This window comes from Rhodococcus mengyinensis (assembly GCF_048381435.1).
In the GTDB taxonomy this organism is placed as follows: Bacteria; Actinomycetota; Actinomycetes; order Mycobacteriales; family Mycobacteriaceae; genus Rhodococcus_F; species Rhodococcus_F opacus_D.
Genome location: NZ_JBLWIT010000117.1, coordinates 12,435 through 27,349, shown reverse-complemented (window position 1 = coordinate 27,349; position 14,915 = coordinate 12,435). Strand labels below are relative to the sequence as shown.

Here is a 14,915-nt window from a genome sequence, read left to right as displayed (position 1 = left end):
GCCGATACCGCTGACCTCACGTCGAGCCCGGCACACGGAAATCCGGGCCGGGGGCAAACCCGAATGGCTGAGGGCCAGCAGAGGGCGGTGTCTTCAGGTGTCGATGTTGAGGTGAAACGCTTTCCCTACGGTGGCGAGTCTGGTTGCGTTGGTCGGGTCATTTCACGGTCACGCTCCCGTTGAAGAAGAACGGTGCTTGGTTACCGAAGCAGAAGACGGTCACGTTGGACGCTTTCGTGAAGCCGCTCAGCTTGCCTACACCTGCGGCGAAGGCGCCGGTCTTGAAATTGAACCCTGAGTCGAATCCGAAGCAGGTCCAGCTTTCCCCGGGCGGCACGGTGACAGTGACTTCACCTGAACCGGTTGCTCCGACGCTCAGTGCCGGCACCGCAGTTGCGGTACCCGTCCCGAGCGCGATCGCGGGAGCAATGACGGCCGACGCGATGGCCGTGCGCACTGCGATCTTCCTCTTCATCGTGCTCACCTCATCCTTGAGAGTCCCGACTCCTGTAGCGAACGGGAGGGTGAACAGGCGGTCGCCGTCACGAACCCGTTCGGCTCATTCACGAGATCACCGATCCCGCTTACCTACGTATCGCACGGAGGAGCGCCTTACGTTTCATAAATGCTGGAATTGAACTCGATCTCCATTTGAACGAAAGTCCATTTCATTTCAATTGGACGACTGATCAAAAGAAGAAAATGTGTATCTGATCAGAAGAAGTGAATTCCGGCGTGATTGAGGTAGGGAGAGGGCTTTATTTGGAAGGGAAGATAGCTTCGACTGCTTCCCTTTTCGGTGCCGTAGCGCGACGGGCGACATCAATGACTCCGCGGCACGTAGCCAGTCGTTGCCGAGCGGACGGGAGGGGTGGCACCCTCGGGTCTTCCTGTTCCGGGGCCACCCGCGGAACCCGGGGTGAGGGTCGGTCACCGGGGGCTCGCGGATGACGAGCGGCTCTCGGGTCGGGAGGGGGAGCCGGCGCGAGAGTCTGCACTGTGTGCGAGGCCGTCGACCCCGCGCGCAGTGTTCCTGAGGGATACCCGCGAGAAATCGCTTCACTCCTTAGGCTCCGCTGGTGTCGGCGGTACCTGCTGGTAAGGCTCACCAGCTGCGGGATCGTGTCGCGGTGTGCCCGGGTGTGCAGGTTATCAGCGCCGATTCGCGGCGGTCCTTGCGTGGAGGCGCGGGAGGCTGGCCGGGGCGCATCCTCGCTGCCGGTGCTGGTCTGCACTTCAGCTGTCCTGCGGGGTGCGACAGCGCGGTCCGGTGATCGGGTTGGAACGGGTGCGATCCGGGCAAGCGTCGCGTGGGGCACCGAGCAGGTTGTTGCCTGCCCCCGGACGCGGTGACCGCAGCGGGACAGCTCGAGGACGGACATGGGAGGTAGCGATGAGTAGACCACTGAACGGACGCGGTGCCAATGATGATCCGCGGGGTGTGGAGCCCGAGGCCGACGGGCGTCCGGTGGCGGTTGAGGAGCAGCGGGTGGTGACCAAGCCGGCGCGCACCAGCGCGGCCGCCGCCTTCGCCCTCGCGTTCGGGGTGGCGGCCTTCGTGTGTGTGCTGATCGTGATTCTGTCCCCGGTCGGGTTGATCTTGGGCGTCGTCGGGTTGATTCTCGGGGTCATTGGTCTGCGGGCGGCCCGCCGTGTGGGGATAACGGGTAAGGGCGTCGCGATCGCGGGCATCGCGTTCAGCGCGGTGGCGATCGTTGTGTCGATTGCCTTCGCCGCCGGGATGGTCACCGTCCTCAACAACGACAAGGCGGTCGACCGGATTGAGCAGGAAGTCGACAAGATGCGCGACAAACTTCCCGACAACGTCGAGGTCCCGCAACCCGGACAGTGAGGTCGACTGGCTCATCCGACCAGCGGGCAGTATTCGCGGAGGTGGAGCAGTGCGCGGACGTATCCGGCTTCTGCCGCCGCGGTGACTTCATCGAGGCGGCCGAGTTCGGCCGGCCCGGCCGTGGCGGGGTCGAGGTGCATTTGTTCGGCAACCCAGCGCCGGATGGAGTCATGGGTAGTCATACGATCACCGTCTTCGGGTGGGTGGTGAGTCCTCTCTTTCGGCGCGTCGCGTCAGGTCAGGTCCTCGGTGGCGGCTGTTGCCGCATTAGCTTTGATGGACGCAATTCCATTCTGCGCCGCCGCCTTCGAGGTGTAGCCCTGACTGGCCGCGATGATCTCACCGTTGGCGGCCTTGAGATGAAACCGGAACTGTCCGGCGGTGTCCTTGAACAGCTCAAACTTCGCCGTCATCGCCCCTCCTCGGGATGGTATTCGGTGGTCGCGGACAACGCTCACGGTAAGCCCGCCGATCACGCGTCGGCAGGCGAACGAAACGACTCTCGCTCGCACGGCGCTCCAGGGGGTGTCCTCCTCGCGTCCACATCCCGTCCCGGCAGGCCCATGCGATAGCATTCGCGCCGAGCTTCGGCTGTGGCCCGGACCGGGCGGCTCGGTCGGCAACGCTCGCAGTGAGTCGGGCAAGATGTCTGCATGACCCTCGATCAGCAGGTAGCGGAACTGCGCGAGCAGCTGAACGCGCTGTCCCGACAGGTGATTGCGGTGACGGAAGCGGCCAGCGAGCAGGGCAAGCCCGACGTTGTCGATGCGCTTTCCGATGTGCCCCGGTACCTCAACGACGCCGCTGCGATCCTCTGGGATGATCAGTGGTACCGCTCATGAGGGCGTACAGCGACTCGACGACAGAAGTGCCTGAACGCGATCACTGTTCTGCTCCGTAGTCCCGCCCCACCCGCTACCGAGACGAGTCATGGTGGACAGGGTCTGCCTATCGGAGCGACTACGTCCTCGGTATGGAAATCAACCCAACGGCCGTTGTTCCGGTCGCCCCCGTCTATCCGGCGACCTGACGACATCGTCGCTATGACGCGGTTCGGGGCAGTGGGATCGGTGCGGGTCGCCACGGTGACGTACGGGTGCGGTGCTCCGACTCCCTCCGACCACGTTCGACTTCATCCGATGACGCCATGAGCAATGGGATTCGGTGTATGCAGCGGGTCCGGTCTGCCGATGAGAGGGTGATCGGGAACGGGTTCACCGAGAATGGCCAGACCGCCGCGGTGCAGGGTCAGTCCGGTGATCGACGCGACCAACACGATGGTCTTGTCGAACACGATGAGGATGATCGTCGAGGCAGCGACGTGATCGGCACGTAGCTTCCACACCCCGCGGCCGCGCTCCCACAACTCCTGCGGCGTGAGACCTTCGGCGTACCCGAGGTGTGTCCGGCCCAGCGGGTCGTCGGGATCGGCGGGGCAGGATTCAGCGAGCGTGACCCGGACTGCGGTGATGCGCGGTGGGGGCTGCTTCGGGCGGAATCCCCTCAGCTCGGACAACGCCCCGCTCTCGCGGTCCCGGGGAAGATGGGTGAACGGGGGATAGTGCCGGTCCGCGAGGTTGACCGCGGGCAGCTCCCCGGTCGCGGTGAAGCGTTGTTGCTCGCAGAATTGCAGGCGCCGCTCGATCTCGCCGTCCAGGGGCGTGTCGAGGATGTCGAAGCCGAGCTTCTTCAGCGCCCAACCGATCTCGCTGTCATGCCCGCCGGGAAGATACGTGTGACGGAAATGGCCGGCGTCGTCCGGCACAACCGCGTGCATCTCCTCCCGGCAGAGGGGCGGCAGCGCGTCGAGGATGCGCAGCATGCACGCACCGAGCAGGCTCGAAGTCGGGTAGCTGGGCGCGGGTCGATGCTCCACGGCCGCGATGGCGACGTACACGCTGACCATCCGCACGAAGTACGCCTCCACCAGGGGAAAGATCTGATCCCACCACTCGACCGTGTCGGCCGCCCTGGCGCAGAACAGGGCGTAGAGGGGACTGTCGTCGAGGATGGGGACCGCGGCGGCCGCCGAGTCGTCGTGAGCGTCAAGGATCAGGCGGGCGTGCTCGGTGACCTCGCACTTGCGGCACGGGTCGGGAAGCACCCGGAAGGTCGATTCGCTGGGCTGGAACCGCCGGTGCCCGCAACTGTGCACGATGGCGCCGGGAGCGACGCAGTACAGGCAGGCGTGCAGGTCCCCGTTCTTCCACGCAGCGGGCGAGCGCCGTTGCAGCGGGGTTTCGCGCCACTCGTGCCCGGCAGGGCAGCGCCACCACAGCATCTCGTGGGACGAGTTCGTGGTCGAGTCGAGATCGACCCCGGTATTGCGGGTCGGATGTAGCTGGCGAAACAGTTCTGGGTGCTTCTCTTTGAAACGCACACGCCCCCCTCAAGGCTCACTCTTGGTGTATCAACACTCTCGGGCACCACCGGCACCGTCGCCACTGGATCGCGTGCCCGGGGGCCGCTACGCCGGCCAGGCCATGAATCCGGTGACGAACGTTCCCGGGTCTGCCGAGGAGCACCGAGGCCTTCGTTGCTCATGTTCATCCGACGCCCGGTGACGAGATGGACCCGACCAGGGCGGCGATCCCGCCCAGCATCATCAGAAAGTCGGCCCCCCGGGCCGAGGAACTCGACGACCCCTTCCATCGTCGGCAGCCTCAACTCCGCATCAGCAGGGGCGGATTCCAGGGCGCCGCCATACAGGGCGGGGAAGTTCGTCATGACTGCGCACGTTAGACCAGATCCCGAGGACGCCGGTGAGGATGGCGGCGGCCCTGACCAGCAGCGATGCCAGCGGGCATCGCTGAGCCTAACAAGACCACCAAACGTCGGGCGTGTCGCAGCCGGTCCTACGGAGTGTCGCTGATGCGATCGGCTGTCCGGACGCCGCGTGTTTCCGGTGCCCTCCATCTGCCGCAGGCACCGGCGGCAGATCAGTACTGTCATCTGGTCCGTACCGAAGACCTCGAGGAGTGAAATCTGTGGCACGCAAGGTCGTAGTAGAGATGGTCGACGACATCGACGGCACCGCCTTCGGTGAGGACGGCGAGAGCATCCACTATGCCGTCGAGGGCGTCGAGTACGTGATCGACCTGAAGGACGAGCACGCCAAGGAACTTCGAGAGACCTTCGAGTACTACATCGCGCACTCCACCCGGGTCGGCGGCCGCAAGCACCGCACGGACCGGCCGGGCAACCCCACTGGCGGGAAGCGGCCGCGGGCCGAAACGCAGAAGATCCGCGCCTGGGCGATCGAGCAGGGCTACGAGCTCTCGTCCCGCGGACGTATCCCCACCGAGATCGAGCGGTGGTTTCACGACGCCCACTGAACGGTCTCACCCGACACGGGTGTCAGCTCCAGGAGTCCCACCACGACGAGTCTGTGGCCCGCGATGGCGCGAGCCAGGGAAACCAGGAGGCGAGGGTCGAACATGGCGTCTTTGGGTCGTGGGCGGACTCCGTGTGCCGGCTTACCTGGTCTTATCAGGCATCCGGCAGGGGCTCGTCGGTGCGCCGTGGCACGCTAACGGTATGTGCGGTCGCTACGCATCGACGACGAGCCGGAACACACTGCTCGAGACCTTCGAGATCAACCCCGAGCGGGCCGACCCGGAGATGGCACCGGACTACAACGTGGCGCCCACGAAGACCTCCCCGGTCGTGATCGCCCGCGTGCCGAAGGACACCGAGGGCGAGCAGCCCCAACGACAGTTGCGCAACCTCAAATGGGGTTTGACACCGTTCTGGGCGAAGGATCCGAAGATCGGCTCCCGCATGATCAATGCCCGCGCCGAGACCGTGCATGAGAAGCCCGCGTACAGGCAGTGTTTCAAGTCGAGACGCGGGATTGTGCCGGTGACGGGGTTCTACGAGTGGTTCCCGACCGACGAGGTCGGAAAGTCCGGGAAACCGCTGAAACAACCGTATTTCATCCACCCGGCCGAGGGTGACATTCTGCCTCTGGCCGGCATCTTCGACTTCTGGCGCAACCCCGACGTCCCCGACGAGGACCCGGACGCCTGGCTGGTCACCTTCTCGGTGATCACGACCGAGGCCACCGACGACGTCGGGCACATTCACGACCGGATGCCGATGAGCGTGTCACCGGAGAACTGGGCGGACTGGCTCGACCCGACCAACACCGACGTCGACTACGCCCGCTCCCTGATGGCGCCACCGGCACCGGGCAGCCTGCAGACCTACCCGGTGTCCAAGGCCGTGAACAACGTCCGCAACAACGGCGCCGACCTGTTGAAGCCGATCACGGTCGAGGAAGCCCACTGACCACGGTGTGACCCCACGTGGGCCCCGTGCTCGGCGCCCCATCGAGGGTTGGAATACGACCACACCGCCCGCTGTTGAAGAGGCTGACGGTGGCGCGCATACCCCGGGTACCACACCAGAAAAGTCGCTGCGAGCGACCACTTGCCGAGAGGCGATATGGCGCCCCCGTCGCCCTGAACGGGGTAAGACCTGCACTGCGCAGCGTTCCCCGGACAGGATGAGGAGCCGCTGACACCGGGGAAGGTGTCGGCGGCTTTCCTCTGGCCTCCCTACAGGTCCTCCACCCGAACCGAGCGAAAATCGACGTCGAAGCGCCGGCCTTTCAGCGAGGGGTGCCTCAGCCCACCCGCCGTGTGCGCTCTGTAGGCGACGTCCACGACCAGCCGAGGAGTCAGCCACTGAACCCCAGGGAAGGTCTCCGCGGCCGCTGACGGGTCCGTGAGAGGGCTGCTAGGGCATTCCAGCGGACGGAAGTCCTCCCGGAGCTGTCGGCGCATCGGCACCGTGAGCCCGGAGGAGACAGAACCGACCTGAACCAACCGTCCTTCGGCGTCGTACGCTCCGAGGATCAGCGACGCAATCGATCGGCTCGAGCCGACGAATCCGATCACCAAAACCGAACTGCGCGTGCGGATTGCATGCTTGACCCAGGATCGGCTCCGCTGGCCCGGAAGGTAGATCGATGCCGACCTTTTGGCCAAGATTCCTTCCATGCCAGCACTTTTAGCGGCATTCAGCATGATCTTGCTGCTCTGATTCTCCCAGAACGGAGGGACGGTGATGGGCAGGCCGCCGACCTTCTGGAGGATCGCATCCAGCTCGGCCAGCTCCGCCCGCCGCTCCAGATACGACGCCTTCGTGAGATCGTCTCCTTCGAGCGCGAGGACATCAAAGGGTAAGAATGTCACAGGGATTCGCCGCTGCAACGGCTTCGTCGCATGGGTGACCCCCAGTCGGTGCTGGAGCAGCCCGAAGGATGGCTTGCCCTGATCGAGAGCTACCAGTTCGCCGTCGAGAACGATGCGGCCGCGGCCGCCGAATGCGGCCGTCAATGCCTCGGCGATCTCGGGATATGAGGGTGTCACCACGTTCATGGCGCGGGTCCACAGCACCGGCTCGCGGCCGCCACCGACCGAGGCCAGCATCCGGCACCCGTCGTACTTCATCTCGAAACTCCACGGGCGGTCCGTGGTGTCAGGGAGGGTGCCGGCCGTGGCCAGCATGGGCGCGATCAGCCGCATACGCCCGATTGTGCCCGTGACCTGGGAGCTACGCAGGTAGAAGGCTCAGGACAGAGCGATTGCAACGAACCGCCGCCGGTTTCGGAATCGCGACAACCACACAGCCGTCACCGCCCCGTCCGTCGCCGGCGCAGCGCGCGGTAGGTACTGGGGTCAGTGCCAGGAGTTCCACCAGAGAACTATGGGCACCAGCCAAGGTGTCCACACCATCCAGCTGTCGCCCAACCCGTACGGGGGTATCGGAATCACCGTCATCACCCCCGGGCTCAGTTGAATGGAAGCGAATCCCACCACATGCTTATTGCCACCCAGGCGTCGGTGAACTCAGGGAAAGCAGAGAAAAATCCCAGGTCTAATATGGCGAACTCCTTGGTCGGAAACGGGCTCTCCTGCGCTGTGTATCGCCCGCCGGAGGCGGATCGGTACAGCTACCCAATCGAGTGGGCCCTAGTAGGTGCAGGCCGAGTGATGGCGGATTCACCCCAGATCGCAAAGAGAAACAGGCCGCCACGCACCTGCCAATCCGCGGAACACCGCAGATCAGGACCGTGATCAGATCACCGGTCTGGGCAGTGAGTGGCGACCTGTTGCTCGTCGCGGTTGCCAGAGTAGATCGTCCCTCCGACAGAGAAGATCAGGACTGCGCCGGGACGAGAAACTTCACCGCGGCGCTGAAGGCGTATTTTCCTGGGCTGTCCAGTAGGGGGCTACCCACCTGTTCTATTCGATACCTGATCTGAACGTACAAGCAGGCCAAAGCTCAGGCTGAGACGAGTCCACGTTGTTCAGCGCTCAGGTAACGACAGTCAACCTAGCTCGATACACGTATCAGGTCGGGAGGCCGAAGGAGCACGTATGAAGAACGGTGACCTGTACCCACCTCAGTTGGACTGGCTGCCAGCATGGGCGTACCCGCTGTACACAGGCGCGTGGGGCTTTGCCTGGCTGATGAGGAACGGCTACAACCCTCTCACCGGCTATCCCTGGTAAGTCCGACTTTAAGGAGTCTGCAATGCCTAACTCACCCTGGGACATTTTCCCGTACAACGTGTTCGCCTGGATAGGAACGATGATTATGCCGTTCTTTGGCGGTGGATCATGATCGGCAACTTGCCAGACCTCTGGCTACAGCCTCCCGTATGGGCATGGTTCAGCGCACTGTGGAACGGATTCGCAGCACTATGGAATCCATTATGATCGGCAACTTGTTTGACCTGCCCTACATAATGTGGTTCGCACCCGGCATGGAAGTGTGGCACAACTTCGTGGACTGGTTCAATCAGTTCTAAGGAGCAATTCATGAGTGGCAACGTGTGGGATCAGTGGGATCATTCAGGAATGATCGGCTTTGCCGCCAACTGGTTCATGAATGTCTGGCAGACCTTCTTTATGTAGCAACTGAATACTGAGTCTGATATGGCCTAGGGCTAAAGAAATCCACAGTCCTAGGCCATTCCTATGCCTGAACAATTTATTAACCGGTATGTGGTCATTCCTCCAGTGCTTAAGTCGCCGAAAGTGCAGGTCATCGGCGTACCTCAGCGGGTTCCCTCCGAGCTGAGGCGTCACCCAGGTTACACCTTCTTCGAAAGTATGTTCGACTACACTGATGGGTGGATCGGATCGGGTTAGGGATGTGTGAAGGCGGCGAGTATGAGCGAACTGCCCATTGCGCCTGCCTCGAACGGGCTCACCAAAGCGGAGAAGCTCGACCAGCTGCGGCGGAAGATGGCGGCGATTCCCGCGCGGTCCGAGGGCACCGCACCGGCCATGCCTGCGGTGATGCTGCGGTCCGTCGACGAACCGACACCGATTGTGGCCACCGCTCAGACCACGCTGCGGACGCTTCCTGTGCCCTCTCCGATCGCGGGGCTTCTTCCGCGTGGAGGACTCGCCCGGGGCACCGTTGCCAGCGTCGCTGGAACGTCGTCGGTGCTGGTCGGGCTCCTTGCCTCGGTCACTGCGGCCGGTTCGCACGCGGCCGTGATCGGAATGCCGGATTTGAGTCTGCTGGCCGCGGTCGAACAGGGTGCGGACCTCTCCAAGATTGCGATCGTGCCCGCACCGAAGGACTCCGCGGTCGAGGTCGCGGCGATTCTTCTCGATGGCGTTGATCTCGTCATTCTCGGGCTGTCGGGCGCGGCCGTGACGCCGTCGAGGGCGAGGGCGGTGGTGGCGCGGGCACGGTCGAAGGGCGCCGTCTTACTGGTGACCGAGGGGCACTGGGACGGGGTGGATCTGCGCATCGAGTCCCGAGTCGCTGGATACTCCGGTCTCGGCGAGGGGCACGGCCGCGTCACCGGGATACAACTCGACGTCGCGGCCGCCGGCAAAGGATTCCAACGGCGCACGCAGCGTATAGAGATCCGCAGCGACTCCGGTTCGGTGGCCTGGCGCACGGTCCCCGAGGTCCAGGCCACCGGCCACGCCCCCTTGCGAGCTGCGCTGTGATGAACACCGAAAGCTGGACCGAACGCTGGCCCGAGCACCCGGTCATCAGGACATTCGACCCGCCGCGCCCGGTCCAGGTGGACATCGGCAAGGCGTTGCCGCTTGGGCGTGGGGGCGCGGCGCGCGCCGATTACGTCAGCATGCGGGTGAAGAGTTCGTCGGTCTACCTGTCGGGTCTGCTGCCGGCGCTTCAAACGCACTGGTTCCAAATCCACGATGGACAGTGGTGTGCGGCGATCACCGCGTACGTCACCGACGCCGCGGGGATGAACAGCCTCGAGCTCGACATGGTCGTCACCGCCGACGCCATCAGCGAACCGCCCTCCGCCTAGCTGCCGAACGCGGGCCCGCCGTCTCGGATGAACCGGTGACGCGGCCGAACGCTGTCGTCTATCAGCTGGGGATCCGCCTGCCCGGCGGCCTGGCCACCTTCGGTGTCCTCCAAGCGGATGCTCCGCTGCGCTCCGCCCTGGTGAAGAGCGTTCTTGTTGTTCCCTTCTGGCCTTCCGAGTTTCGCCGGCGGTGACCTGCGCGCAACCGCCGACGCGGGGCGGCCTTCGGCTCCGAAAATTCTCTCCTCCGCAAGCTCCCCCGAGATTTTTCGGCTCGACAGTTGCACTCCGGCCCCCTCATACCGGCGCCCCTCTCCCATGCCAGAAGGGCACAAAAAATGATCGGGCCGCCGCAGGTGGTCCGGTTCCGACGAAAGGTTCCCGCTACATGGGCACACCGACAGCACCCGTCGCTCCTGCCATGGAGACGTCAGAGGTGCTCGACTACCGGCACTACGGAACCCTCGAGGAGATCTACGCCCGGGAACTGATCCGACTGGCGGCGGTCGGCGTCGCCGATCCCGAGGTGACCTCGACCGGCGGCAACTGCTACGCCCTCACCGGCGACGCCGGTTACGCCCCCGACGGCCGATCGATCTACCTCCTCGCCACCACCAACGGCGATCCCGCTCTGACGACCGGTGAATCCATTACGAGCTGGGTTGTCGGCCTGTACGACACACAGGGTGACTCAGTCGCCCTAGCAATGGGCGAGGCCAGCGTCGATGCACTCGGCGACTCTCCCGATGCACTCGGCTGCGCAGTCACCCGCGCCCGCACGGCACTGCACCAGTACACCGGCGGTGCACCGGCAGGGAAGGTCGCTCTCATCGGAGACCAGGGCGTGACCTGGATCCCCGCATAGCCACCAACACCGCACACACCCATCACCGAAGGAGAACGAAAAACTATGTCGACGAACATTTTCCAGGCTGGCGACCGCGTCATCATCGACCCCGTGGTCGCGAACAAGGACATGAAGGGGCGTGTTTTCGAGGTGGTTCGCCGGTTGAAGGTGAACTACGACGTCAAGCCACTCGACGGTGTCGGCCCCTTGGTGCGGGCGCAGCCGGAGGTGCTGTTACCCGCCCCCGCGGAACTGTTGGCGAAGCCGATCGTCGTGGTCGCGCCCTTGTCGACCGGCTCCACCGTCCGGGTGAAGCGGGCCCGCAATATCGATCCGACGACGCTGTTCGTGGTCCTCGCCAACGGCGCCAAGGTGAAGATCGCCGAGTTGGGCGGCGAAGACGGCCGGTACTGGAATGTGCCGCGGAGCGCGCTGGAGAAGGTGACGATCGACCTCGTCGCAGCCACGGCCAGCGCTCAGGTGGTCGAAGTCTGACGCAGGATCAGTCGTTTTAGCGCGGTACTCGGCAGGCACATCCTGACGATCGAGTACCGATCCGCTGAATAGTGAGCGCACCGGGCAGTAACTATCTGCCCGGTGCGCTCCGCCCAGAAGGAGAGAGCGACCACCATGACCGAGCCCGGAAACCAACTTCCTCAGCTCGACCTGTTCATCTCGTGTGCTGTCCCCACCTGCGACTTCCCGGTCGTCGAACCCGGTGACGTGTGCACCGGATGTCAGGACGTGTTCGGCCACATGCTGCGAGCCCGACCCGCCGCACCGTGCGTATCACCGCAGCTCGATCCCGCGCACTCCGCTGGCATCCCGGAGCAGAACAGGACGAGCCGGACCTCCAGCGCTGACGAGCTCACGCGGTCTCAGCGGTGCTGGTTGTGCGAGGAACGCCGGACCTGCACGAAGGTGCGTGGCCGTTGGGAGTGCCGAGGGTGCACCCGCGGATAGCTGGACCGCCCGTCCGGTGCGGCCGATGAGAATACCGCACCGGACGGAACTAGGAGGATTTCCGAACATCGGGCCCAGGGTGGCTCCGAATTCTATTCTCGAGCCATTTCTAAAAAGGTTGGAATTAACTGTTTCTATTCTTGGGATTCGATAATTCGAGCGGCTATATACACCCACTCTCGAGGCGAAATGTATTCCGGGAAGTCGATTCTTCCTGGAGTGAAATGCGCTACCGCCCGTCGTGCGCTAACCGCGCGTCGGTTCGACGAAAGGCCAGCTAGCGTCCTGATTGCGAAGTGTGGTGGCGAACTGGAGGCGGACGAAAGAAAGGCTCTAAATTGTTCGAAAAACTGGCCGCTATATGTGGAAATATCTCTAATTTCGACTACAATAAGAATGGTAGAGAAAGCGCAAACGGGGAGGATTCAAAATGTCGGTTCAGGTGTACAGCAAAAGCTCGTGCGTGCAATGCACTGCCACCCACCGGGCCCTCGACAAAGAGGGGATCGAGTACTCCGTGATTGATCTGGAGGGCGACCCTCACGCTGTGAACGATCTGCGGGCGCTCGGCTACAGCCAGGCCCCGGTCGTCATTGCCGGTGACCAGCATTGGGGCGGCTTCCGGCCTGACCGCATCAAAGCCCTCGTAGCTGCCTGAGTCCCCACCGACACCGGGCCGCCGAACATGCCATCACGAAAGGACCGCTCAATGACCGCCGCCGCCCTCGCGCTCGTCCCGGATGACACCGTCGTCGACACCGACCAGATTCAGGTCGGCGACATCGACACCAACACTCATACCGATGTCGAGGCCCTCTGCCTGTGTGCTCTCTTGTGGGCGCCCTATGAGGCCGCGGCCCGGGCTGTCGCCGCCCTCGAGGCCGAAGATTTCGAACGACCCATCCACCGCGAACTGTTCACCGTTATCGCCCGACTCGTGCGCGCCGGAAAACCCCACGACACCACGATGGTCGCCGCCGAACTCGAACGCACCGGAAACCTCGCCGGCCACCACGGCGCCGAACGGTCCCGCTACCTGGCAAACATCACCACCCGCGGAGCCGATCACATCGCCGTCGACCACTACACCCGGACCGTCGTCAGCCAGGCGTACCGGCGCAGCTTCCGCGCCGCCGCCCAGTCCCTCGCTCAGGCCGCCGAGCAGCTGCCCGAAGACCAGCTCTTCGAGCACATGGTCGCTCTCGGTCGCCAGCAGCGAGCCGCCACCAACCGTCTCAACCACCTCAGAGGAGAAGGCCAGTGACCATCCACGCCAACGGCATACACACCGACGACGAACGTGACGCCTGGAACCTCCACGAAGCGGGACTCAGCTGGACGCAGGTCGGACGGGAGATCGGGTGTACCGAGTCCGCGGCCCGCGCATTCGCCTCCGCCTACCAGCAGCGCACCGACGCAGCCGCGGGCGAGAACCAAGGCGCCCTGTTCTGATGCGGGCAAAGCCCATGTCGGCCCCATCCTGCACACTGGCGGGCGGTACGCCCACCGAAGGAGGACTCAACATGACCCACCTCATGCGCAACACCGTGCTCATCCAACTCACGATCGCGCTCGCGTTCGCGGCGATCTTCGGCGTGCTCGTGTCACTCATTTGGGATGGCCTCTACGGGATCGACCCCACCGTCAGTCCCGGACCCCCGTGGCTTGCCGGTCTGATCGCAGGCGGCGTTGTCCTCGCCGGCGTCGTGATCACCACGCTGGTAACGCGCAAGAACGGCGAACTCGAGAAGCACATCGAACCAGGTGATAACTGGAAAGTCGGCCCCGACCTCGATCGTCTCGCCGCGAAAGTTGTCGAGGATGACACCCACAACCGACCGAGCCGCAGATGAGCAGCCAGGAGCATCTGCGACCACAGCCGCCGACCGGTAATGATGTCTCCTCCGTTCTCACACACGCCGAGACTGGATTGTCGAGAACTTCGTTCGTGCGCTTGCTCTGAAAACCCTCACCGAGGCTGACCCCGGCCGCATGGAGACGGTCAGGGATACGGCCCGATGAGCGCGCTCACGCCCCCGTGAATCGATGGGACATCGATTCGCCGGGGACGTTCAAGAAGGAGAAACAATGCCCACCACCATTCCCACCGATGAGGCTTACCCGCACGTGAAGGGGCGCCGGGTCGACGTGATCACGCGGTGCTCATTCGCAGGCATGGTGTTCTCGGAAGATGTCGTGGCCTACCGGTCGATGGGAGACGCCAAGCAGGCCGTCGAACAGTGGGCCAAGGAGATGGTCGCCAATGGCGCAGCCGATATCACCCCGCCTCTTCCGAAGGGCGTGGATACAGATTGGGTGGCGTTCTGCGTGGTCGTCGATGACGGCGTGACGTTCACCTGCCACACGCTCCATCACACGGACGCCGGTACCAAGTCGATCTGGAAGTAATATCGCCGAGCGGTTCACCCGCATGGACATCTATGCCCGCGACGGCGGGATATGCCAATTCTGCCTGGAACCAGTGGACTTCGACGCCCTGTACGGCCCCGAAGTCATGTCGATCGACCACATCGACCGCGAAGGCCCCCACACCCGGGCGAACTGCCGCCTCACCCATCAGTTCTGCAACAACGATGCGCAGTGGGCCAGCGGTTTCGATCCCGAGCTCGCTTGGGCCCGACTGCACTACAAGGTCGCCACCAACGAGAAGGCCGGGCCCGGCGACCACTTCCCGCGACGGTCCCCGATCACCGGCCACGTCGTCTCCACGAGGAATGGCGACAACAGAAATCCGCCGCCGCCGACACGGCGCGGGCCATCGACCCTCCCCCACCACCGCGCCCCGCGACCGAGCGGCTCGCCGCCACCATCCGATCGCTCTTCCGGCGCGGGTAACAGCGGCGATACCACTCGCTGATACTCCTGACCAGTGGAGTTTCGGTGTGTTTGCCCGACGTCGAAGGACGCTGACTTCTCTC

General features: G+C 64.1%; 19 protein-coding genes. 14 read left to right on the top strand and 5 right to left on the bottom strand.

Annotated features, from left to right (window positions below):
- Window positions 1-157 precede the first annotated feature (157 nt).
- A complete protein-coding gene (locus ACNJ7E_RS26370) occupies window positions 158-475 on the bottom strand; it encodes a hypothetical protein (protein WP_418341312.1) in 318 nt (105 codons plus the stop codon).
- Window positions 476-1,393: 918 nt separating this feature from the next.
- On the opposite strand from ACNJ7E_RS26370, the gene ACNJ7E_RS26365 reads away from it, so the two are divergent.
- Entirely contained in the window at window positions 1,394-1,852 is a 459-nt protein-coding gene (locus ACNJ7E_RS26365; protein ID WP_418341311.1) for a DUF4190 domain-containing protein, read from the top strand.
- 11 nt (window positions 1,853-1,863) lie between these two features.
- Here the strand turns inward: ACNJ7E_RS26365 and ACNJ7E_RS26360 are convergent, their stop codons facing one another.
- The gene (locus tag ACNJ7E_RS26360) at window positions 1,864-2,034 is read right to left on the bottom strand and encodes a hypothetical protein (RefSeq protein ID WP_418341310.1); all 171 of its coding nucleotides are present in this window, start codon (window positions 2,032-2,034) and stop codon (window positions 1,864-1,866) included.
- A gap of 51 nt (window positions 2,035-2,085) precedes the next feature.
- Window positions 2,086-2,265, bottom strand: a complete 180-nt coding sequence (locus ACNJ7E_RS26355) for a YegP family protein (RefSeq protein WP_064079937.1) — start codon at window positions 2,263-2,265, stop codon at window positions 2,086-2,088.
- 240 nt (window positions 2,266-2,505) lie between these two features.
- Between ACNJ7E_RS26355 and ACNJ7E_RS26350 the strand changes: the two genes are divergently transcribed.
- A complete protein-coding gene (locus ACNJ7E_RS26350; protein WP_418341309.1) occupies window positions 2,506-2,694 on the top strand; it encodes a hypothetical protein in 189 nt (62 codons plus the stop codon).
- A 290-nt stretch (window positions 2,695-2,984) separates the two neighbouring features.
- Here ACNJ7E_RS26350 and ACNJ7E_RS26345 read toward each other — a convergent pair whose 3' ends face one another.
- Complete coding sequence (locus tag ACNJ7E_RS26345) at window positions 2,985-4,232, bottom strand: zinc-ribbon domain-containing protein (RefSeq protein WP_418341308.1); 1,248 nt, start codon at window positions 4,230-4,232, stop codon at window positions 2,985-2,987.
- Between the two features lie 607 nt (window positions 4,233-4,839).
- Here ACNJ7E_RS26345 and ACNJ7E_RS26340 point away from each other — a divergent pair.
- Together ACNJ7E_RS26340 and ACNJ7E_RS26335 are read left to right on the top strand one after the other, a co-directional pair.
- Complete coding sequence (locus ACNJ7E_RS26340; RefSeq protein WP_418341307.1) at window positions 4,840-5,187, top strand: histone-like nucleoid-structuring protein Lsr2; 348 nt, start codon at window positions 4,840-4,842, stop codon at window positions 5,185-5,187.
- Between the two features lie 202 nt (window positions 5,188-5,389).
- Window positions 5,390-6,142: an SOS response-associated peptidase gene (locus tag ACNJ7E_RS26335; protein WP_418341306.1), complete on the top strand. Its 753-nt coding sequence runs from the start codon at window positions 5,390-5,392 to the stop codon at window positions 6,140-6,142.
- Window positions 6,143-6,411: 269 nt separating this feature from the next.
- On the opposite strand, the gene ACNJ7E_RS26330 is transcribed toward ACNJ7E_RS26335, so the two are convergent.
- Window positions 6,412-7,383, bottom strand: coding sequence for an ATP-dependent DNA ligase (locus ACNJ7E_RS26330; protein WP_418341305.1), 972 nt, complete (start codon window positions 7,381-7,383; stop codon window positions 6,412-6,414).
- Between the two features lie 1,653 nt (window positions 7,384-9,036).
- Here ACNJ7E_RS26330 and ACNJ7E_RS26325 point away from each other — a divergent pair.
- From ACNJ7E_RS26325 to ACNJ7E_RS26280, 10 genes are all read left to right on the top strand, one after another.
- Window positions 9,037-9,834: a hypothetical protein gene (locus ACNJ7E_RS26325; protein WP_418341304.1), complete on the top strand. Its 798-nt coding sequence runs from the start codon at window positions 9,037-9,039 to the stop codon at window positions 9,832-9,834.
- Window positions 9,834-10,166: a hypothetical protein gene (locus ACNJ7E_RS26320; protein WP_418341303.1), complete on the top strand. Its 333-nt coding sequence runs from the start codon at window positions 9,834-9,836 to the stop codon at window positions 10,164-10,166. Before ACNJ7E_RS26325 ends, ACNJ7E_RS26320 begins: the two co-directional genes overlap by 1 nt.
- Window positions 10,167-10,554: 388 nt before the next feature.
- Window positions 10,555-11,031: a hypothetical protein gene (locus tag ACNJ7E_RS26315; RefSeq protein WP_418341302.1), complete on the top strand. Its 477-nt coding sequence runs from the start codon at window positions 10,555-10,557 to the stop codon at window positions 11,029-11,031.
- Window positions 11,032-11,076: 45 nt separating this feature from the next.
- Window positions 11,077-11,508, top strand: coding sequence for a hypothetical protein (locus ACNJ7E_RS26310; RefSeq protein ID WP_418341301.1), 432 nt, complete (start codon window positions 11,077-11,079; stop codon window positions 11,506-11,508).
- Between the two features lie 898 nt (window positions 11,509-12,406).
- Complete coding sequence (gene nrdH / locus ACNJ7E_RS26305; protein ID WP_418341300.1) at window positions 12,407-12,634, top strand: glutaredoxin-like protein NrdH; 228 nt, start codon at window positions 12,407-12,409, stop codon at window positions 12,632-12,634.
- Between the two features lie 51 nt (window positions 12,635-12,685).
- On the top strand, window positions 12,686-13,240 hold the full coding sequence (locus ACNJ7E_RS26300) for a DnaB-like helicase N-terminal domain-containing protein (protein ID WP_418341299.1): 555 nt from the start codon (window positions 12,686-12,688) through the stop codon (window positions 13,238-13,240).
- Complete coding sequence (locus tag ACNJ7E_RS26295; protein ID WP_185730297.1) at window positions 13,237-13,428, top strand: hypothetical protein; 192 nt, start codon at window positions 13,237-13,239, stop codon at window positions 13,426-13,428. Before ACNJ7E_RS26300 ends, ACNJ7E_RS26295 begins: the two co-directional genes overlap by 4 nt.
- A gap of 71 nt (window positions 13,429-13,499) precedes the next feature.
- Window positions 13,500-13,829, top strand: coding sequence for a hypothetical protein (locus tag ACNJ7E_RS26290; RefSeq protein ID WP_418341298.1), 330 nt, complete (start codon window positions 13,500-13,502; stop codon window positions 13,827-13,829).
- A 235-nt stretch (window positions 13,830-14,064) separates the two neighbouring features.
- On the top strand, window positions 14,065-14,385 hold the full coding sequence (locus ACNJ7E_RS26285; RefSeq protein WP_304710759.1) for a hypothetical protein: 321 nt from the start codon (window positions 14,065-14,067) through the stop codon (window positions 14,383-14,385).
- A gap of 22 nt (window positions 14,386-14,407) precedes the next feature.
- Entirely contained in the window at window positions 14,408-14,854 is a 447-nt protein-coding gene (locus ACNJ7E_RS26280) for an HNH endonuclease (RefSeq protein ID WP_418341297.1), read from the top strand.
- Window positions 14,855-14,915 lie beyond the last annotated feature (61 nt).